This window comes from Deltaproteobacteria bacterium HGW-Deltaproteobacteria-6 (assembly GCA_002840435.1).
Taxonomy (GTDB): domain Bacteria; phylum Desulfobacterota; class Syntrophia; order Syntrophales; family Smithellaceae; genus UBA8904.
Window position 1 is genome coordinate 781,080 of the sequence record PHAT01000001.1, and the last position, 18,040, is coordinate 799,119.

21 protein-coding genes are annotated in these 18,040 nt (G+C 48.1%); all 21 read right to left on the minus strand.

What is annotated here, in order from left to right; all coding sequences use genetic code 11:
• Window positions 1–4 precede the first annotated feature (4 nt).
• Complete coding sequence (locus CVU71_03615; protein PKN20878.1) at window positions 5–1,960, minus strand: hypothetical protein; 1,956 nt, start codon at window positions 1,958–1,960, stop codon at window positions 5–7.
• Window positions 1,961–2,589: 629 nt separating this feature from the next.
• Window positions 2,590–3,357, minus strand: coding sequence for a hypothetical protein (locus CVU71_03620; protein ID PKN20879.1), 768 nt, complete (start codon window positions 3,355–3,357; stop codon window positions 2,590–2,592).
• The gene (locus CVU71_03625; protein PKN20880.1) at window positions 3,354–6,791 is read right to left on the minus strand and encodes a hypothetical protein; all 3,438 of its coding nucleotides are present in this window, start codon (window positions 6,789–6,791) and stop codon (window positions 3,354–3,356) included. The genes CVU71_03620 and CVU71_03625 overlap by 4 nt, the downstream gene beginning before the upstream one ends.
• A gap of 1 nt (window position 6,792) precedes the next feature.
• On the minus strand, window positions 6,793–7,131 hold the full coding sequence (locus tag CVU71_03630; protein PKN20881.1) for a hypothetical protein: 339 nt from the start codon (window positions 7,129–7,131) through the stop codon (window positions 6,793–6,795).
• Window positions 7,121–7,339 carry a hypothetical protein gene (locus CVU71_03635; protein ID PKN20882.1) on the minus strand — a complete coding sequence of 73 codons (219 nt, stop codon included), beginning with the start codon at window positions 7,337–7,339 and terminating at the stop codon, window positions 7,121–7,123. The genes CVU71_03630 and CVU71_03635 overlap by 11 nt, the downstream gene beginning before the upstream one ends.
• A 110-nt stretch (window positions 7,340–7,449) precedes the next feature.
• Complete coding sequence (locus tag CVU71_03640; GenBank protein ID PKN20883.1) at window positions 7,450–7,872, minus strand: hypothetical protein; 423 nt, start codon at window positions 7,870–7,872, stop codon at window positions 7,450–7,452.
• Window positions 7,873–7,911: 39 nt separating this feature from the next.
• Window positions 7,912–8,334, minus strand: a complete 423-nt coding sequence (locus CVU71_03645; protein ID PKN20884.1) for a hypothetical protein — start codon at window positions 8,332–8,334, stop codon at window positions 7,912–7,914.
• 136 nt (window positions 8,335–8,470) lie between these two features.
• Window positions 8,471–9,289 carry a hypothetical protein gene (locus CVU71_03650; GenBank protein PKN20885.1) on the minus strand — a complete coding sequence of 273 codons (819 nt, stop codon included), beginning with the start codon at window positions 9,287–9,289 and terminating at the stop codon, window positions 8,471–8,473.
• A 5-nt stretch (window positions 9,290–9,294) separates the two neighbouring features.
• On the minus strand, window positions 9,295–9,498 hold the full coding sequence (locus tag CVU71_03655) for a hypothetical protein (protein ID PKN20886.1): 204 nt from the start codon (window positions 9,496–9,498) through the stop codon (window positions 9,295–9,297).
• A 10-nt stretch (window positions 9,499–9,508) separates the two neighbouring features.
• Complete coding sequence (locus CVU71_03660; protein PKN20887.1) at window positions 9,509–9,919, minus strand: hypothetical protein; 411 nt, start codon at window positions 9,917–9,919, stop codon at window positions 9,509–9,511.
• On the minus strand, window positions 9,912–10,118 hold the full coding sequence (locus CVU71_03665) for a hypothetical protein (protein PKN20888.1): 207 nt from the start codon (window positions 10,116–10,118) through the stop codon (window positions 9,912–9,914). Before CVU71_03665 ends, CVU71_03660 begins: the two co-directional genes overlap by 8 nt.
• Window positions 10,119–10,136: 18 nt before the next feature.
• The gene (locus tag CVU71_03670; GenBank protein PKN20889.1) at window positions 10,137–10,460 is read right to left on the minus strand and encodes a head-tail adaptor protein; all 324 of its coding nucleotides are present in this window, start codon (window positions 10,458–10,460) and stop codon (window positions 10,137–10,139) included.
• A complete protein-coding gene (locus CVU71_03675; protein PKN20890.1) occupies window positions 10,454–10,714 on the minus strand; it encodes a hypothetical protein in 261 nt (86 codons plus the stop codon). The genes CVU71_03670 and CVU71_03675 overlap by 7 nt, the downstream gene beginning before the upstream one ends.
• Window positions 10,711–11,673: a hypothetical protein gene (locus CVU71_03680; protein PKN20891.1), complete on the minus strand. Its 963-nt coding sequence runs from the start codon at window positions 11,671–11,673 to the stop codon at window positions 10,711–10,713. Before CVU71_03680 ends, CVU71_03675 begins: the two co-directional genes overlap by 4 nt.
• Window positions 11,670–12,038 (minus strand): hypothetical protein, encoded by a 369-nt coding sequence (locus CVU71_03685; protein ID PKN20892.1) that lies wholly within the window; start codon window positions 12,036–12,038, stop codon window positions 11,670–11,672. Before CVU71_03685 ends, CVU71_03680 begins: the two co-directional genes overlap by 4 nt.
• Window positions 12,029–13,081, minus strand: coding sequence for a hypothetical protein (locus CVU71_03690; protein PKN20893.1), 1,053 nt, complete (start codon window positions 13,079–13,081; stop codon window positions 12,029–12,031). The genes CVU71_03685 and CVU71_03690 overlap by 10 nt, the downstream gene beginning before the upstream one ends.
• Complete coding sequence (locus tag CVU71_03695; protein ID PKN20894.1) at window positions 13,068–13,811, minus strand: hypothetical protein; 744 nt, start codon at window positions 13,809–13,811, stop codon at window positions 13,068–13,070. Before CVU71_03695 ends, CVU71_03690 begins: the two co-directional genes overlap by 14 nt.
• A 61-nt stretch (window positions 13,812–13,872) precedes the next feature.
• Window positions 13,873–14,313 (minus strand): hypothetical protein, encoded by a 441-nt coding sequence (locus tag CVU71_03700; GenBank protein PKN20895.1) that lies wholly within the window; start codon window positions 14,311–14,313, stop codon window positions 13,873–13,875.
• 58 nt (window positions 14,314–14,371) lie between these two features.
• Window positions 14,372–15,589 (minus strand): phage major capsid protein, encoded by a 1,218-nt coding sequence (locus CVU71_03705; protein ID PKN20896.1) that lies wholly within the window; start codon window positions 15,587–15,589, stop codon window positions 14,372–14,374.
• A gap of 2 nt (window positions 15,590–15,591) precedes the next feature.
• Window positions 15,592–16,416, minus strand: coding sequence for a hypothetical protein (locus tag CVU71_03710; protein PKN20897.1), 825 nt, complete (start codon window positions 16,414–16,416; stop codon window positions 15,592–15,594).
• Entirely contained in the window at window positions 16,406–17,644 is a 1,239-nt protein-coding gene (locus CVU71_03715; protein ID PKN20898.1) for a phage portal protein, read from the minus strand. The genes CVU71_03710 and CVU71_03715 overlap by 11 nt, the downstream gene beginning before the upstream one ends.
• Window positions 17,645–18,040 lie beyond the last annotated feature (396 nt).

Genomic DNA, 18,040 nt, shown 5'->3' on the forward strand with positions numbered 1-18,040 from the left:
ATTATCACCACCATAAAGATTTATTTAAGCTTTCCGGATCTGTCGGGTCTGCGTAACCGTTATCATCGCACCAGAACCCGGAATCATCCCTCTGTTGTGCCGTTGCCGTTGCCCAGCTTGGAGCGTCATCAGCCATCCAAAAACCAACATTGCGGCCGTAATCCATCAGATCGCGGCCTTTCAAAGTTACCATCAGCGGAAAGCAGGAAATTTCTTTTGAAATAATTTCAAAAACCCGTTCGTCATATCCCCCGGCGGTTGACTGCGGAGCGCGGGCCAGCGTCACTTTTATTTTATCGCCCAAGTTTTTATTGATCTGGCCTGCCTTTAATTTCAGTGTGATCACCGGCGACGGGTTTCTGCTTACCCAGTTTATTCGGCCGGCCATGGTGTCCGCCCCGGCTTTTGTCCGGTGATAGGTCTTGATCGTCAGATAATCGTCACGGCCATATTTGTATTTTGATTCATCGTTGCACGCTTCTGTATAGAGATAAGTTCCAATGGCGCACTGGTACGAATACCCGGCCTTTACTTTCCAGTAAAGCTGTGAACTGTCTTCGATAATTTCCGGCTCTTCCAGGATGTCTTCTTTTGCCAACACCGGCAGCGTCCCGATGGTTGATGGCTCCCACGTCCGATATCTTAGCAATCCTGCACCATCTTCATCGAAAAAGGCCAAATCAGACTGACAGATGGTTTCAAGGATCGTCAGCGCCGACGTCACGGACTCATTTGCCACATTTAAAACGCAATCGCTGATCGCTTTGGATGCCGTGAAGCTGGCCGCGTTCAGGTCCGCTGCTACATATCCGCACTGATTCAGAAGGATGTCTTCCGCGATTTCCGGAGCGCCTTCAATCAGGACTCCGCCAACGTGATAACCTTCAAAGGCAACTTTGACGCGGGAAGTTCCAACCACAAAAGAGGCTGAATTGATCGTAAAGGTGCCGTTCGTCAGATCTTCATTGCCGTGGGCGATTGCCTGCCAGCCCGCGCCGTCATTATAATCAACATAAACCTGAGCAATGGATTTAATCGCATGGTACGTGCAGTCGCAGATTTTAAACTGATAAGTCGATGCGGCGTATGCCGTATTGATGCAGGTGCAAAGCGGGGCTTGCGTTATGTCATAGCTTCCCCAAAAATAAGGAATGGCTTTGCCTTCCGCCGACGGTTCAAGATTCGGCCATGTGCTTTTCCAGTAGTTATTAATTGGCAACGATCTGAGAAGGGCGAAGGCGCGGCTTTCGATATCCAGCATGAAATTTGTTTTTGTAAACGTCGCCTGCATGATGCGCCCGGCGAAAATCGCCGTATATTCGGAATACGGCAGAGCGTCCCCGCCCAGAAGCAGCTTTATTTCTTTGTTGTTCCAGATCCAGCGTTTTGTGATCTGATCGAAAAAGCCCCGGCTGTTGATAAGATTTACTGATCCGGATGATATCTGTGAAGCGCCCCAGTGGATCTGCTGCGTTTCCTGCGTAATCGCCGGGATGCCGTCGGATGCGATATAGGGTTCATAATATCGTTCTGGAGTGTCCAGTTTTATGCCGCGAGTGGCGAAAAACACCCAAAAATAGACGATGACGGTGTGATGGTTCGGTGATCCGCCGTCAGGGGCATGGACGTAAAAGAGGCCGTTCGTCGTGTCGTGCCAGTAAGAACCTGCGTTCGCGTCCACATTTGCAATGCTTGTCTGTGCTGTCAATGCTACGCCGTCAAGCTCACAGGCAACAATGGCCTTTCTAATGGTTTCCGTGCTGGCATCGGCCATGGTGATGGTTTCGTTGAGATAGGATAGCTGATAGGTTTCTGCCGGTTCAAGAGTTACGTTGTAAGTTGCCCCGGAAGCAGTGCTAATTCCATCATTGCTCGCCCAATTATAAGTACTTCCGTCTTTTTCCGTTACAATGGTGCAGCCAGTTAATAGGGATGGTGTAAGTATTTGTTTACTCGACATAAGAGCGGAAAAATTAACTCCTGTTGGCTCCGTTTTTAGATACACGAAATTCGTCGCCCAATTTAGTGTATTGTAATATGTCGCCGATCGGCTTAATGAGGATGATGTAAACCATGCCGCTACTCCAGGTAAGCCAGCCTGGTTAATGGTTCCAGAAACCATAGTTATGTCTAAAACTGTCTTAACAAGCGCACCAGATGCACCAAGGGAACTTGAATCTATTTCTGGGTATCCCGCCCCTGCATAAGTGGCAGAATCAATGTCATGGCCGTTTGCATTAACCGTCAGTGAAGAGTATCCAGCATTTGTCCATCCTGTGATTAGTTCAGAACTTAGCGTTTCTCCCGTGCCAATCGCCTTAATATATCCGACAAGAGTTTTCCCTCCTGCTGTAAAAGTTATCTTCCAACCGACATAATTGGTTAGATCAAAATCAACGCCATTAACTTTCATCCGAGTAACAAAAGCCGTGCCATTGACTAAAGAAAAATAACAGGTAACATTTGTCAGAGATACCGCAGTCGCAGCCGTAAAATTCGTGATCTGCTCTCCCGGCTTAGTTTCACACAGGAAAACCTTTTCACTCTGCGGTGCGGCGATCAGGTCGGCAAATGTCGTAGTGTTTCCCATCAGCGGGCCTCGGTGAATTCAAAGTCGTAGTTAAAATTAAACGGTCTGGTAACTGCCGGAAGCTTTGAAAACTTTCCGTAAATCGTCCTCTCTATCGGGTCGTTGGTGTAATCCAGAGCCGCGAATATTTCCTTATGAAGCCCAACTGAATTAAGCATGGCCTGATACAGTACCCACTGGGCTTGTGTTGCTATGACGCCGGAACATGAGAAGATGCGATACTTTTCTATTTCATCGGCATGATCCTGGCCGCCGATGGTTTGAGCAATTAAAGATGGATCGATGACTGATTCCTGATACCCCCAGCCATAAGTTCGCGCCGGTTCAAAATACTGACCGACAAACAGCCGGCCAAGGTTCCAGTCTCCGGGAGCGTTGACCACCGAAAGCCGGTTGTATCGATATGTGCGATCCGCCGCCAGCTTCTTGATGATCGTGCCTTTATTCCCGCCGGGAGTCGTTCCGGACACCCATGTCAGCGTTTCCGTGACCGAAGGTGAGCCCCAGGAATCCGTGGCGTTGAATTCGACTTGAAGCGTTCCGGGTGCGGCCGCCCAATCATAACCGGTCAAAGCAATAGCGTTGACTGCTTTTGCCGTTCCATGATCGATGACCAGCTGTGCAGTCCCTGCCGTTGCGCCTGCTGTTTTCCATGTCTTTGTACGGTGCGGATTCTTGAGGTTATTCGCAGGAAATCCCGTTGCCGCACTGCTGGCGGTCAAGGTCGCACTGTCCAGAAGATTATTGTATAGAAAGAGTAAGCTCATATGCTTGTTATCCCATTTACATGAACCACTTTGTTATTGTGTTTTGTCTCGTCGTAAATAACTTTAGCGATTTCTCGCCCATTAAGAACGACAGGAATATTAATAATCAATGGTTGCGACGCACCATCGCCACCGCCCCTCGCATATTTTCCGGCCCGATATGCTGCCGCTTCATCTTCTTTTAATACCGCTTCGGCTTTATGAGTTCTGACCATGAAATTATCTCTGGGAACATAATCAAGGCCGTTCTTTGCGCTGAAAGCAAACGTGTCAGTTCGTGGAGCAATCTTAGCAAGGTTTCCTTTCATTGATGCGCCAAGATTGCCGGAATCCATGCCATCAAAAGACACTCCAAGATTTCCGTTTTCGGCGGGGAATGATGCCCCAAGAGCTTCGTTAATCGCCCATTTTGTTACAAAACTTTTTAACGTTCCCGTGAAAGTCTGTCCGGCAGCATTTGATAAAGCGGCATTCATGGCCTCATTCCAGGCTATTGTGTACGCTGCATCATAAGCCTCTTGTGCTGCTATCTCCGCCGCTGATTCTGACATCCCTTGCGCCATTCCTTGTTCCATAGCTGCATTATATGCCGCCTGTGCCTGCATATCGGACGTAATCACGGCCGCCTCTGATGCATTACCGACGCCGGTATAAACGCCAGCAACATAAGCGACCGCAGCAGATACGCCCGCCTTAATCATGGCTTGTTCACTACTGTATTTATTGAATTTACTTGAGAAGCCTGACCCGGCAGCAGCACCGCCTGCCGCCCCCCATGGCCCGCCGTAAACACCACCAACCACGGCACCAACCACTGGGGCAACCATATCGACCAGGGTTCCGAACCACGGGGCAACGCCATTGATTTTATCTCCTGCGTATCCAGTTAATCTTGTTAATCCGGGACCGGTAATAGGGTCAAATGCTGCGTCAATAGCATCGGCCCACTTGCCGTTTTGGATAGCCTTAGAAATACTTTCGGCACTTTGGATTCCGGGATTTATAAAATCAAAAACATCCTCCATCGAACTTGAATTAGTGAGTCCTATCGCATTAGACAATCCGCCACTGATGACATTAACAAAATCATCAAATCCCCAAAATTGAGGCAAGCCCGTGCGTGGGTTTACTGTGCCGGAACCGCCCAAGGCTTTTAATAAAGAAGCTTCTGCCGTGTTGATATGAGCCAGCATAGTATCACCGTTCTGGCCCTTTGATGCGATCGCAGCCGTCGTTTCGCGGTCAACGACATATTCATTAGGAGATAATAAATATTTTATTTTATCGTTAGCATATGAATTTCCGGCAACACTTGCGTTGCCCGGAACCCATCCACCATAAGCCGCCCTGCTTGCCCCCGTCCAATTTAGTGAATCCCAAGTTTCACCGCTTCCGGCGATTCCGCTGAATAGCCAATCCGTTGCATACCCCAGAACCTTACCAACGACCCCCAAAACAGTTTTTGCACCTTCATTCCACACGGCCCCGAAAGTCATTTTAATTGGATTCATTGCCGCCTCAACAACCATTTGAGCAGCCGTATCCGTAAACTTCCGCAGCATCGAATCAGTAAAGTTTTCAAAAATCTTTTCGGCGTCGATTGAACCTTTTTTAATGGATTGGAAAAGTCCTTCCGATAAGGCTTTGGATGATTCCTTAGAGAAGGTTTTGAAAATGTCCGCACCAACCTTGCCCATCGTCAGGGCTTCTGCTTTCATCTGAAGAAAACCGGCATGGACGCCATCAAAAAAGTTGTCTGAAAATTCCAGCTTTTTTATTTCTGCTTTACGGGTTTCCTCTGTCACCCAGGCGGCAACGGCGACCTCAGCAACTCCCAGATCTTTATATTTTTTCGCTTGTTCATCAATGAGAACCATCGATGCGGCGTAAGCTTCTGTTTCATAACCTCTCAAATCTTTGTAAAGTTCACGTTCTGCCTTGTGGCGTTCTTCGGTTCGTTTGATAGATTCGGCGGTTTGATAGATGCCGACCTCAACCTCTTTTTTTATCCCTTCTTCAGCTTCAAGGCCTGATTTCTGCCATAGCTTTGTCGTCTCTTCGGACTGCTTTGCCTCAGCAAGTGCTATCTGTGCCGTTTTCCACCGAACAACTGCAACGTCATTCTGTGTTTTTCTTCTGAGTTCCTGCTCCTCTGATGCTATCCGAGCAATGTCTTTTTCGTATTGAGATTTACCCATGCCCTCAATTTCGTAATAGGCCTTACGGGTTTCCTCAGACATTTGTTTTAGCGCCGTCTCGTATTCAGACGCGCTTTTTTTCATGCCATCAGCGATATCCGTTCGCGTTTGCACTTTTTTAAAAATGGCATCAAGCTGATCGTTGTATTGTTGCAATGGGTCTGCTGTCTGCTTTGCGCCGATTTCAGGCACTTCATAAACACCTTCGCCGTATGTTCCTTTTTTCTCAAAAAAGGATGCAAGGAAATTTGCGCCCATCGTGATGGGGTCTATTGATCCTTTCCCGTATCGTGTAATAAAGCTATCAACGCCGACTATCGCCGTCTTAAAGGCAACCGCCATACTTGTGGTAAGATTTTTATATTGTGATTCCAGCCGCTCAATTTCGTCCCTTGTGCTATCAACGGCGCTGGTTTGCTGCTGTTGGAGTTTAGTGACGTGGATCATCAACAGGGAATACATAGCTTGTGTTTTTTCCGCAGCCGTGAGTTTGCTTTCCAGATCCCCGAAAGCGTCTTTAAGATCGATGGTTGAGCCAGTAAAAGCTTTTAATCCTTTAACACGGCCACTTTCAAGTGCCTGCGTCAAATCGTTAAGGGCGCTTGTCGCTGTCCCGCCAACGGTATCGGCAAGGATGTCGGCAGCGGACGAAAGCTTTATTAATTGATCCGGGTTTAAGCCTTTAGCCAATCCGCCCAAAGCAATTTGCATAAGGTCTGAATTTGCGATCAATCCGTCGCTTGCGCGTCGCATGTCGGCAACGATTGAGTCGGCAGATGTGGAATATTTTCTCGTAAGATTATCTAAAATACCGCGCTGTTCTTCGTATTCAGCACCGGCTTTCAGCATGGCCCAGCCCTTACTTGCGGCGGCAGCAGCCGCGGCCATTGCAACAGTCGCGCCTATCCAATGATCTTTGAAGCCGTCAATCATTGACTTTTGCTTGCCGTACTGCTGCTCATTTAATTTGGTGAGTTGGTCGTGTTTAGCCTTTTCAGCGCGGACAATATCATCTGCTGTAGCCTTGGAGCTGTTTTTAATCATGTCGAACGAATTATTTATTTTCGCCCGCATCAGATCCATTTCAGCAGCAGACTTGACGCCAAGGTTTTTGAAATTTTGCTCAATATTTAAAGTGGTAGTTGTGGCATCCTGCAGGAGCTTCTGCTGCCCTTTCGTATAACGGGAAGCATCAAGGTCAAGTTCCGCAAATATAGTGCCTACAGATCCGGGCATGCTATCCACCATTCCTTAAAATGTTCTGAATCTTGTCCTTACTCGCATTTAATGCAGGGCGGAGGAAAGGCTTTGCTCTCATCTTTACCGTCCCGCGTTCGACCATGTGGGCATAATAAGCCCCGCCTTTTGTCCGGTTCCCTGCATACACGCGGATATTTCGGCGCGTATCACCTTTGAGCCGAACAACACGGATTGAGCTTCTGAGTTTTCCGCTGGCGACGGGAACGCGCCGACGTGCATCATTGGCAATGACCTCAGCGGCTTTTTCAAGCCGGTCCATTCCGGCCGTAATGATTTCGCCATCAAATTTATGTGGATTCCAGTTGCTAACTCTCATTCTGATCCTCTAAAAAATGATGAAACAATTTCCGCACCCTTGTCAGGCATGACCATTGATCCTTAACGCCCTTTGCTCTCATAGCGCTTTCAATCGCCGGAATGGAAACGTCAACGATATAGTCAAATTTCCCGTTGTGCCGTGTGACATACTGCCTACGCACCAGCATGTATATTTCGGCCACTTCCTGATTTTCGTCCCTCAGCACAACCCGGCAAGATTCGCATGGAGGCGCACCGGGAGGCGTTCTTTCTGCGTAGATTGTCTGACACGCTGGGCAAGTGTGTGCGTACTCATTACACCACTCCACCCAGTCAATCAGTTTTTTTCAGTTGCTTCTGACCTCGCTTTATCCTGATCCTTCAGTGTTTTAAGGCCATTATTCACGGCATCGACAAACTCTTTCGCCTTGCCGCAGGTCATCAACAAAACCTTGTTTTCTTTCGTGCAGGGAATGGGCTTTTTGTCCTTATCGAAAAGGTCATCCCATCCGGTGATGACGCGATCCCACATCATTTCATCCCACAAATCGCCGTCAAATTTAGGGGCATCAAAGCGCCGGTATTCGTCTTTGCCGGTTTCGGGATTCTTTAACAGCGGGTACTCGGGAACGCTCGTCATGCAAGCCTTTTGAAGCTCCCTTATATCTTCGCTGTCCATCAGGCGGAGGTGTACCTTTCCCCCGCCTTTGAGTTCAAACGAGCCGCTTTCAGTCGGTTTTCTTTCCAGATCAACAATCATTTTAATACTTCGCTTTCTGGCCATCAGGCCGGTTAAGGTTTAGGTCAGAACCATTTTGCCGCCGCTGATCTTGCCTTCAAAGCTGATCTGCCCGATGCCGGATTTATCCATCGAAAACGCGCGGCCTTTGGTCATCAGAATATTCCCGCCCGACAAGCCCCAGTAGTTTGTTTGGTTGATATAGAAAACCAAACCAGCGGTACCCTCGTTGACAAGGGTGCCATTAACACACAGTGCATCAACGGCCCCCTGTCCGGTCGTGTCTGCGTTATCGTAATTTCCGTTGAAGCTGATTCCGCCGCCGTCGCCCGTTCCAAAGACATAGGTTTTGATGTCGTCGTCAAATTCTGTGTCTTCCAGCGTGTCGCGGGTAAACCCGGATAAATTCATTGTCCCCATCTGCGCGACTTTGGTACCGTTGTAGTAAACGCCCTTGCTATCTTTTCCGACTGAAATACCCATTTTAAATTTCCTCCTTTGAATTTCGGGCAAAGAAAAAGGGGCGAACTACGATGATTACGGCACCGTAATTGCCCCTTTGATTCTTTCTTGCGTCCCTGTCAGTCTGGCCGGACTTTCAGGAAACCCGAATTTTTTGTTAAGCTACTTTAATTTTCCTATCATTCTCACACTGTCGCTTTCTTACCGCTTTATACCACCGATAAGTTTCATCGGTCACAACCATAGTCGTTAAATGCCCCGCCGGGATTGTCGTATCGACAAATATTTTATATCCGGCATTTCGCAGGTCGGAACAAAAGCCGATATCTTCACCAATCGGTGATCCGTCGTCATGCTGCCTGAATTTGAAATATTTTCTAGGTACGTTTTCGTGCCTACATTTCTTTTCAAGTTTAGTAATGTATCGCTGAACAGTGTCGGGAAGGCTTTCTAAAATACCTACCCCCGGCCTTAGCGCATTAAAAGCATCAATCTCAGCTTTGTAAATTTTATCAATTTCATCAAATATTTTCATTTCAAACATAAGGCATCCGGTGCCGGTCGCGTCCACTTCGACAAGCTCCTTGTCCCACTCGTCAATGCTTTTATATCCACCCAGTTTGCCTTTAAACATGAGTGGATCAAAGGGAATTTTCCGGCGATAACAGAGAGCGCCGATAATAGGTAGTTTGTGAGATAAAAGCCTATAAATTGTGTCTTCATGATAAAGCATGTCCGTGTCCATCATTAACAAATGGGTGCATTCGGAGGCCCTTGCTATATCAACGATCTGGTTTCTCATTGTGCAAAGATCGCCTTCCTCAACGAGAATTAATTCATAATCCGGTTTTTTCATCATCAAAACGGATTTCAAAAAGGCTGATGGAACGACGCCATAATTACACGGAAAGCCTATTCCGAGTTTAACCCGGTTTGCTTTTAATTGTGCGTCTCGTATTAGGTCTTCAATGCTCATGCATCTTATCCTTTCTCAGCAATAACAACGCTGTTCACTTCATCGTTTGCCTGTTGAAATACTTCCCATTCTTCGGCCGCGTTCATGGCTTCGTCCGGCGTCCTTCTGCCATTGGCCATAAACAGTCTTTCGCCGTCTTCCTCACCGCATTCAAGCCAGATGATTGCAACCCATTCAGCGCGGGTGATTTCTGATAGTTTCTTTTGCATGACTTCCTTTCTAGTCCGTTTGGACTTTGGCCTCGTAATCAACAGCGTAATGTTTTACGGCCTGCGCTCCTGCCGTTGTCGTAATGTCTTCAACCATCGTCGCAATATTCTGGCGGCGAAACCATACGAGAGTGTCACTGGTGATCGTCAAAGAACAGTCGTCAAATAAAGATTTCAGATCCTTCAGCATGGTTGTGATTTCAACCGCGCTTTCGGAGTTTGAGAACAAAGAAAACTGAATCATTGTGTCTTCAAAGCGTTCCGTGAACATCCAATCAGGGACGGATGAAACGACAAAAAAGACAATATATGGAAACTCGCAGCTGTCCGGGGCGCGGTCAAGATAAACCCTGCCGTTTACGTCCGTGGATAATGCGGAGCCGGATAACTTTGAGACTATGGCCTTTATGAGTTCATCCATTTTGTATTTCTTCCAGCCTGTATTTTTTAATCGTTGTAAGTAACTGTCTAACTCCGTCAATTTCAGGGTATATTTCCGCTGTTATCGTCACTATCCCGTCGCGGGGAATATTGATTTGTAAATTTCGGACGTGCTTTAATCCAAAATTATCGGCCAACTCCTTTAATGTTTCCCGGCTTAATGCATAATTTGAGGCCATTTTCTTTTCCTTTCTGGCTTACGCCGCCTCTTTGCAAAACAGATCCAAATACTCGTTTTTCTCTCCCGGATTAACCACGCTTACGATGGAAAAATACCGGTTCCCAAACTTTAGCCGCCATGCACTTCTAAAAATGCTTCTGTATCTGATCCGCACCCGATGCGTAATAATCAGGGTTGTCGCGTTCGCCTGGTTCCGCTCGTTGCTTGTTGCGTCCCAGATCGCCGCCGCTACGTTGGCCGCAAGCGTTGTCCAGGTCGTCGTAAAACCGCCCATCGAATCAGATGCTTTTGTCTGCGCCTGGATATCGATAAGCTTATTAAGGTCGCCGGATCTTAACATTCTCGCCACACTCCCTTTTCGAGAAAGCCATGCCAATTATATTCTGGGTTATGACAAGTAACCTGAATGGACGGGCTGACGGTGATTGTTCCATCTTCGTGTTCAATGATTTTCCACGTCTTATCGTTTATCGCCCCGTGAATACCAGTTGGCACGCACAGGCTCCATTTCCCGTCAGGCATCTTCATGTATTCGCCAGGGTTGACAGGGAAATCAAGCTCGTCTGTGGGATATACGCGTTTGCCTTGCATCATCCAAAGCTCCACAATTTCTTTCCGTAAAGCAGGTTATGAATCGCTTTATTTTCCCATATCTGCCGGTCTGTTTTCGTCTCCCGGCAATTATAGAGGTCTGCGGCTCCTAAGAGGATTGCGCTTTTTATCTTCGATGGAACAAGTGCCGCCGCCGTCCAGCCACAAATAAATTCAATGCAGATGGGATTTGACGGGTAGAGGGTTACTGACGGCCATGAAACACCATAGGGAAGCACGATCCGCCCCCGTTCGTCGCCGTTCGTTTCCACAAGGTAATCAGTTCCGACGGTCATTGTGGTAGTCGTTCCGTCACAGTCCTTATATGTTACGATGGGGGCCGTGCCTGTGCCGTTCTGCAGGTTCCCGAAAGGCAATTCGATATAATTCTTGTCGGCAGGGAATTGATCAAGATAGGCTTTCCATGTCGCCGTAAGCAGCTGCCGGCCGGTGAAATCTTCCGCGTCGTCAATCGCGCTTTGAAGTTTTTCGGTCAAAAGGGAATCTTCTGCCGTGGTCGCCGCGTTCACAAGAATGGACGTTCCAAACTCACAGGCAGCCAGAAGAACTTTGGAGGCCGTCCGGATATACTGTTTCGTACCGGTATAAGCCTTTTTATAATCAGTGTTGTCGCTCGCGGTCGTAACCTGAGCGAAAGCTCCGCCAGTCCAGTCGCCCCACGTCGCGTTATCGTCCGATTCCTGGATCTTCGTATCATTCGTGCCAGTCGCAGTGTTTGTTCCGCAATGCAAAAGGACTTCCGCCTGCTTCCCCAGAACGTCAATACCGGTCCCAAGATGGGTGTAAGCACCGCCTGCGCTCACTCCCTTTGAACCATAAGCAAGGGATTGCGTCAGAGTCAGATTGCCGTCAAAGGTGCCGGAATCAAGGCGCAAATGAGCCTTTAATTCACTGAGGCTGACGGGCAATAATGTCGGAGCTACTGTTTGGACGGTTTTCATTCAACATATCCCTCTGCAAAAACGCAAACGGCACCGGCGCCGGATGAATCAATAGTCAACGCGGTCGCCGCGGTTAATTTCATCGGCGGGTAAAAATCCCATTGCATAGACGTGTTGGCAGCCATTGCGATAGGACCGATCAAGGCCGTGGTGACAGCGCCGGTCGTTTCGCCTTCTCCGACGGTATGGGAAATGGCGTTCGCACCGTTATTGATGGTCAGATGTTTAATATAAATTGACTTCCCTGCTGCCGGGGCCGCTTTCAGTTCTTCGCAGCCAGAAGCATCGGCACTTGTGGCGTTGATAATAAAAGCTCCGCCTTGTGATCCCGGTCCTACATCCGGATTGGTGACTGCTATAGCCATTGTTCAACCCTCCCTATATTTTCGCGGTCCATTAAAGCTATGATAATGATTGCGGGCATTGCCGTTGCCGCCGTGTGCATTAAATGATTACCGATGCTGTCAATCAGGATTACGACAAATACCGAAAGAAGCATCCTGTCTTTAATAGTTAAGAATGTCCGGACAATATAAGCCACGACAATTAGAAGCCCGATTATCCCGAAATTCCACAACAAATAAGCGTATTCAGAGTGGAGCATGTTCCCCGGCTGCCAGTAAACGCCCGGGCCGACTCCAAAAACAAAAGTGTACCAATGGGCGGAAACCTTATTGAATGCGTCCGTCCAGTATTCTATCCGGGCAATAAGCGAATCGGGTGTTTTGAACAGCATGAAATAAACCATCCCGAAATTGATTGAAACCGCCGCCCCTATCCAGCCCCAGACATAGAATCCCACTCCGACACAAATGGCGGCAATGGCCGTGCTGGTATGAGTTAAAAACAATACTCCGATAATCAGAGGTAGGAACATCCACCATTTTTTTCTGAAAAACAGAATCGTGGAAACGGCCAGAAAAGCAGCAAGGAAATTTTGATTCCCCAGCGTTGCCCGCGCCATCTGATGCCCATAAAAATATTGAATAAGTCCCATGATCGAAAGAATAATAGAAATTGTGCAAATGGCGTTATAATAAGATTTATTCTCAGTGCGCCCGAATTTAACAACGATATAAACGACAAGCCCCACCATAAAGAAAATCAGCGAATCAATGGCCTGTATAATGGTTTCGTCAAAAACGATTTTTCCTACAGAAAATGCTGAATAAAAATACGCGAACCACGCCGCAAGGAAAGCCCCAAAAGCAAAAATAGCCTTATCCATTGCCATTATTGATAAAGCGAGAACGCCGAAAACAATCAGCATGTGAGCATGGCCGTAGAAAACATTTGGACCCCATACCCAAAGTGCGACAGCAAACAGGCCTGCCAGAATAAGCCGATCATCGAATTTAATTGACGGGGGAGCGCAAGCCCCCCCTATAGCATTATTAATGAGTTGCATCCGCCGTGACCCTGATATAATCAGTTCCGTTATGGATCACTACCGCAGTTTTACCACTGGCGATAGCAACACCGGTTCGACCGCTTTCTTTAATCGTTACCGTGCCACTTCCGCCGTTTCTGACAATCCGGATGCGCCCGGCCACGCCGCCGCTTTCGATAATGTTTGCATCGCCGGACCCTGAAGACGTGACCAACAACGAGCAAAGCATTTCAGCGGCTGACAGTACCCAATCCTCAGCCAATGCGAAAGCGTGAGTGGCCGCTATCGTAAAGATAGGGCCGGAAAGTGTCTTATTTGTGAGCGTTTTCGTGTTCGTGGTGGTCAAAACATCGCCCGCACCGATGGAAGCCAGTTTATTGATTTCCGCTGCCGTGGAAGTAACCGCCGTTCCGTTCAGCGTTAATGCAGTAATGTCGATTGCATTAATTTTACTGTCAGAACCAAGCACAACCGCTTTTGAAGCCGCAGAAGTCCCAGCGGTCACTCCCGACAAGAAATTAAACTGCGCTGCCGTAGGCGTAATCTGCGTCCCGGCAATTTTTAAATAACCTCCGGATTCAATATCCACGATACCGCCGGATAAAACGGTTATTTTACCGCCTGATTCAACTGTCTGTTCGTCAGGGCCGCTCATGTGAACCAAAGCCTGATAGGTGGTATCAGAAGCGGCAAAGGCGATTGCAGCAAAAAGCAAAATCAGGATTGCTGTAATTGAAAATTTTTTCATGTCTTTTCTCCTTTGCTTATCCGGGCGAGTTCCCCCGCCCGGAATGGTTATTAAGGGCAGGTTACAGGGGCGGAATATCGCCGGGATGACCCTTCTGCATGCTCACGGAAATTTGCGTTCCGGTTGCGTTGCTGTCGTTTTCAGCCAGTGTGAATTTCAGCCACTTTTTCCCACCGACATATCCGATGTTCTTGATGGCCGCCGGTTGCGCTGCCGTTGCCAGCGTAAAAATAACGCCGGATGAAGGCGTGGCGCCCAAAATATCGGCGGCGGCAACTTCTGAATAAGAGCCAGCCACATCAAAAGTCGTGTCGTCGGCGTGTTCCAGTTTAAGGGTAATGGTTCCGGTGTCGCCGACGGGTTTTGCAGCATGGTCAATAGTAATAACCACGGAATTGAATCCGGCAATGGATTTCTCCACTGCGGCGGGGGAGGCTGCATCAAGGAGCAGCATCGGGGGGACAATCTGAATCGGCTTCAGATGATTGTAAAGGTCTTTCATAATATTTCCTCCAAATTATTTTTGAAAATGGGGCGGTATTTCACGCCCCGGTTGTTGGTTAGCTCGTGTGGATCTTCATTCCCTTAATTGCTTCATACATAACAATCCCACCGCCGACGCGCTTCGTCGTATAGAACTCGACATAAGGCTTAGAGCTATACGGGTCACGGAGTACGCGGATTCCGAACCGATCAACGATTAAATACCCCTCTTTGAAGTTTCCAAAATAGATGGGGTACTTACCAGCTCCGATATCATCAACGTTGTCATCAACCGCAATGGGTTTCCCCAGAAGCAGATCGGGAGCGTTCTCCTGGAGACCAGGCCGCCAGATGTAATCGCCATTTCCGTTCTTGAAATAACGAATTGCTTCCACGGTGCTGTCATTCATCAGCCACTTCGCGCCGTTCCTGTAATAAGGTTTCAACGCATGTTGAAGGGCGATGAGCTTATCAGCATTGTTTAAAAGAGTGGCGTGACCGCTGAATACATAGCCGATCTTTCCCCATGTATAAGAGGCGTTGGCAATCTTCGGGTAGGAATTGAGTCCCATCGCCTGCTTAACGCCGTCACCGGAAATAAACCATGCGCCTTCTTTACGGTTGATGGCGCGACCAGCCGATCGACCAATGAACGCCTCAATATCAAAGTTTGCATCGTCCAGCATGGTCTGGGTGACCTTCGGCTTTGCGGATATCTCCTTGGGGACAATCGAAACTTCCTTGAATCCCGGCGTATCCGTTTCGTTGCGGGTACTCGTTTCGGTCGCATCCTCTGCTGTATCCCCGAGCATATCGACAAGTTCTTTCCACTCGTTACTACCGATAGAGACAACAGTTGCCAAACCACGCATCGCGGACACAGTATCCTGAATTTCCCGCATTGCGCCCTTTACGGGGTCAGTCGTCAGAAATCCGCCTTCGGTATCATCCTGTGTGGTCATTGCCGCATTTACCGCCAATCCCTTGAGGTCGTTGGCCCGATCACCGCTCCGCGCATAGGCAAGAAACGCTTTTCTATAGTCCGCTTTTGCCTTATCCATATCGCCTCCCCCGCCGCCAGGAAACTGCCCACGGGCAACAGCTGTTTCGATGGCCTCAAGCTGTCTTTTCATTTCGCTCAGCGCCGTTAAATCAGCATTGATCTTTTCAACTTTCTGAGCCAGCAGCGGATCAGCGTTGCCCTTCTTTTCGATTTCCTTCAGCCGCGCATCATTTTCAGCCTTGAACTGCTCAAATGCCCTGCCGATACTTTCAATGGTTTCTTTGAGTTCCATCTTTATTTTCCTCCGATTATTTTTAATAAATTTTCTGCTGCCAAAACTTCTTCTTCCAGATTTCCGGACTTCAAGCCTCGCGCCAGAATAGCCCGCGCCTCATTTTTGGAAGCCCCTACATCGCGCAGGGCCTTCTCGTATTTTCTTGCAATGGGTTCATCGTGATCGTTAGTTGTAAAACCATCCGGCACATGGGCGAACATGCTCAAATCAAACTGAGCTTTAGCCGCCTTGCCGTCGAGGATGGTATCAATAAAGCCTTTTTCTTTTGCTTCTTTCGCGGTGAACCACGTTTCCGCTTTCAACATGTCGCGGATTTCTTTTTTGCCGATGTTTGAATTCTGGGAATAAATATCAACCATGTTGCCGCTGATCTTTTCCAGAATGTCGGCTATTTCGCGCAGGTCATATTGATTCCCTGCGGCGAGCACCCACGGATCATGAATCATCCACATGGCGTTTGGGTAGGCCTGGACTTCTTTGCCGGCCAGAGCAAGAAACGACGCTGCGGACGCTGCGAGAGATTCGACACGGGTGATTATTTTCGATTTGTGAGACTGAAGGGCGTTAAAAATAGCCATGGCGTCAAAAACATCGCCGCCCGGGGAATTTATTCGGACGGTCACGGTCTTTGTATTGATTCCGGACAAGGCCCGGATGATTTCACCAGCATCATTGAACGGCCAGCCAATGACGTCATAAATCATAATTTCAGTATTATCGTCGGAAAGCGCTTCGATCTTGTACCAATCGGATTTATCAATCGGCTTATTCCAGTACCGGGCCGTTGCTTCGGCGTTCCTTTGATTGCGATATTTAAGATTCATCGTCCTGGCCTCCCTTATTATCACCGCCTTTCTTATCTTTACTTATCGTGCTGGTTCGCGTTCTGTACTCATTGCCGCCTTCATATGGGTTCATGTCTTCCAGCTCGCGAACTTCGTTTGGGTTCATGGCTTCAATATTGACCATGCCTTCATAGTATGCAGTCCGCGCCGCCGTATCGCCGCGCAAAAGGCCACCCGTGGAAAACTTTGCAAAATAATTTTCTTTTTGATCTTCATCCAGCAGGTCGCGGAAAATCGCCATTTCGATATTAACGAGACGCGGAGTCAGTGCGTATTTGACATATTCAAGGTCAAAGGCGTCGGCGCTGGCATACGTCGCCACTTTTTCGCCGGATTGCAGCATGGAAAGCGGAAGACCGAAAAACAAATCCACAATTTCTTTTTTCTGGAAGTTGCGGGATTCCAGGAACTGAGAATCAACGGAAGACATGCCCAGTTTTTCCCATTTCATCCCGTCTTCCATCATTGCCGTTTTATGTGCATTCTCAACGGATGAATGAACGTCATTGAATGAATCAAGGATTGCCTTGCGGGTTCCTGAGTCTTTAATATTTCCGGGAAACGTCAACACGCCGCCAAGCATTGTTCCCTGCTTGAATAATTTTGCCCCGTGCTTTTCGGTAGCCAGGGCAAGGCCGATGCTTTCCCGGGCGTACTCAATAGGATTAAGTCCCATGAAGCCATTAAGAACGAGGCCGCGAATATGCATAATGCGTTCACCCGGGATCGGGTCGATAGTTGATCCATCAGGGCGGGCCACTTTATAAGTAAGGCTATAATCAGGATTTTGGACTACTTCACGAACGCGCCCCATCGGTATGGGAATAAGCTCCCGAACTTCACGCCCCGGCAGGCCGCTTTTCAGTGCAAAGAAATTCCCACGAAGATCCAGACAAGCCGAAACCATTCCCCAAAATTCCGGTGCGGTCATCCAGCTATTCGGCTGCCGGTGCAAAAGCCGGTAAAGTCGAAGATCTTTTGCTTTCTCTTTCGTTTTTTCGACTTCTTTGTATAAATGGCATGGCAACTGCGCGATTGAATCAGCTTTAATTTTTACACATGAATGAACAGCCATTGCTCTCATGGCCGTGTTGGAGTTTACCGATTGACCGGAAGACGTTTCGCCGCCGCCAAAGGTTGACAGGATCAGCCTTGACAGTTCGTCGCTACTCATTGCTTTCGGTCTTATGGCGTCAAAGAGTCCCATTAATCAGCCTTCATAAAAAAACCGCCCGCGAAGATAAGCCCTCCGCAGACGGTAAACGATACCCACGGCGCAAACAGGTAAAGCCCGACGCCGATTAACGCCAGGCCAGAGACAAGAAGCACGTCCCGGAAAGAAACTTTTTTGAGCAACTGAATTGCTTTCACTATTTCATCACAATCTCACCGCAAAAGAATTACTGACAAAAAAATTCAATTCAAATTTACGGCTCAATTATGACGGATGTTTTATTGATTTGATACGGACAGAATAGGTATAAACATGGACAAAATAGGGACAAAAGCGGACAACTAAGCGGCGAGCTCGTTAAGTTTCCAATTTTCGGCAACTGCTTTCGTTATCACAGGATGACCGGCACGATTCTTTTTTACCGGCAAA

Bases quoted from the DNA above. Each gene is read 5' to 3' on its own strand.
- CVU71_03615 (PKN20878.1), bottom strand. From the start codon at position 1,960: ATGTCGAGTAAACAAATACTTACACCATCCCTATTAACTGGCTGCACC.
- CVU71_03620 (PKN20879.1), bottom strand. From the start codon at position 3,357: ATGAGCTTACTCTTTCTATACAATAATCTTCTGGACAGTGCGACCTTG.
- CVU71_03625 (PKN20880.1), bottom strand. From the start codon at position 6,791: ATGCCCGGATCTGTAGGCACTATATTTGCGGAACTTGACCTTGATGCT.
- CVU71_03630 (PKN20881.1), bottom strand. From the start codon at position 7,131: ATGAGAGTTAGCAACTGGAATCCACATAAATTTGATGGCGAAATCATT.
- CVU71_03640 (PKN20883.1), bottom strand. From the start codon at position 7,872: ATGATTGTTGATCTGGAAAGAAAACCGACTGAAAGCGGCTCGTTTGAA.
- CVU71_03645 (PKN20884.1), bottom strand. From the start codon at position 8,334: ATGGGTATTTCAGTCGGAAAAGATAGCAAGGGCGTTTACTACAACGGT.
- CVU71_03650 (PKN20885.1), bottom strand. From the start codon at position 9,289: ATGAGCATTGAAGACCTAATACGAGACGCACAATTAAAAGCAAACCGG.
- CVU71_03655 (PKN20886.1), bottom strand. From the start codon at position 9,498: ATGCAAAAGAAACTATCAGAAATCACCCGCGCTGAATGGGTTGCAATC.
- CVU71_03660 (PKN20887.1), bottom strand. From the start codon at position 9,919: ATGGATGAACTCATAAAGGCCATAGTCTCAAAGTTATCCGGCTCCGCA.
- CVU71_03665 (PKN20888.1), bottom strand. From the start codon at position 10,118: ATGGCCTCAAATTATGCATTAAGCCGGGAAACATTAAAGGAGTTGGCC.
- CVU71_03670 (PKN20889.1), bottom strand. From the start codon at position 10,460: ATGTTAAGATCCGGCGACCTTAATAAGCTTATCGATATCCAGGCGCAG.
- CVU71_03675 (PKN20890.1), bottom strand. From the start codon at position 10,714: ATGATGCAAGGCAAACGCGTATATCCCACAGACGAGCTTGATTTCCCT.
- CVU71_03680 (PKN20891.1), bottom strand. From the start codon at position 11,673: ATGAAAACCGTCCAAACAGTAGCTCCGACATTATTGCCCGTCAGCCTC.
- CVU71_03685 (PKN20892.1), bottom strand. From the start codon at position 12,038: ATGGCTATAGCAGTCACCAATCCGGATGTAGGACCGGGATCACAAGGC.
- CVU71_03690 (PKN20893.1), bottom strand. From the start codon at position 13,081: ATGCAACTCATTAATAATGCTATAGGGGGGGCTTGCGCTCCCCCGTCA.
- CVU71_03695 (PKN20894.1), bottom strand. From the start codon at position 13,811: ATGAAAAAATTTTCAATTACAGCAATCCTGATTTTGCTTTTTGCTGCA.
- CVU71_03700 (PKN20895.1), bottom strand. From the start codon at position 14,313: ATGAAAGACCTTTACAATCATCTGAAGCCGATTCAGATTGTCCCCCCG.
- CVU71_03705 (PKN20896.1), bottom strand. From the start codon at position 15,589: ATGGAACTCAAAGAAACCATTGAAAGTATCGGCAGGGCATTTGAGCAG.
- CVU71_03710 (PKN20897.1), bottom strand. From the start codon at position 16,416: ATGAATCTTAAATATCGCAATCAAAGGAACGCCGAAGCAACGGCCCGG.
- CVU71_03715 (PKN20898.1), bottom strand. From the start codon at position 17,644: ATGGGACTCTTTGACGCCATAAGACCGAAAGCAATGAGTAGCGACGAA.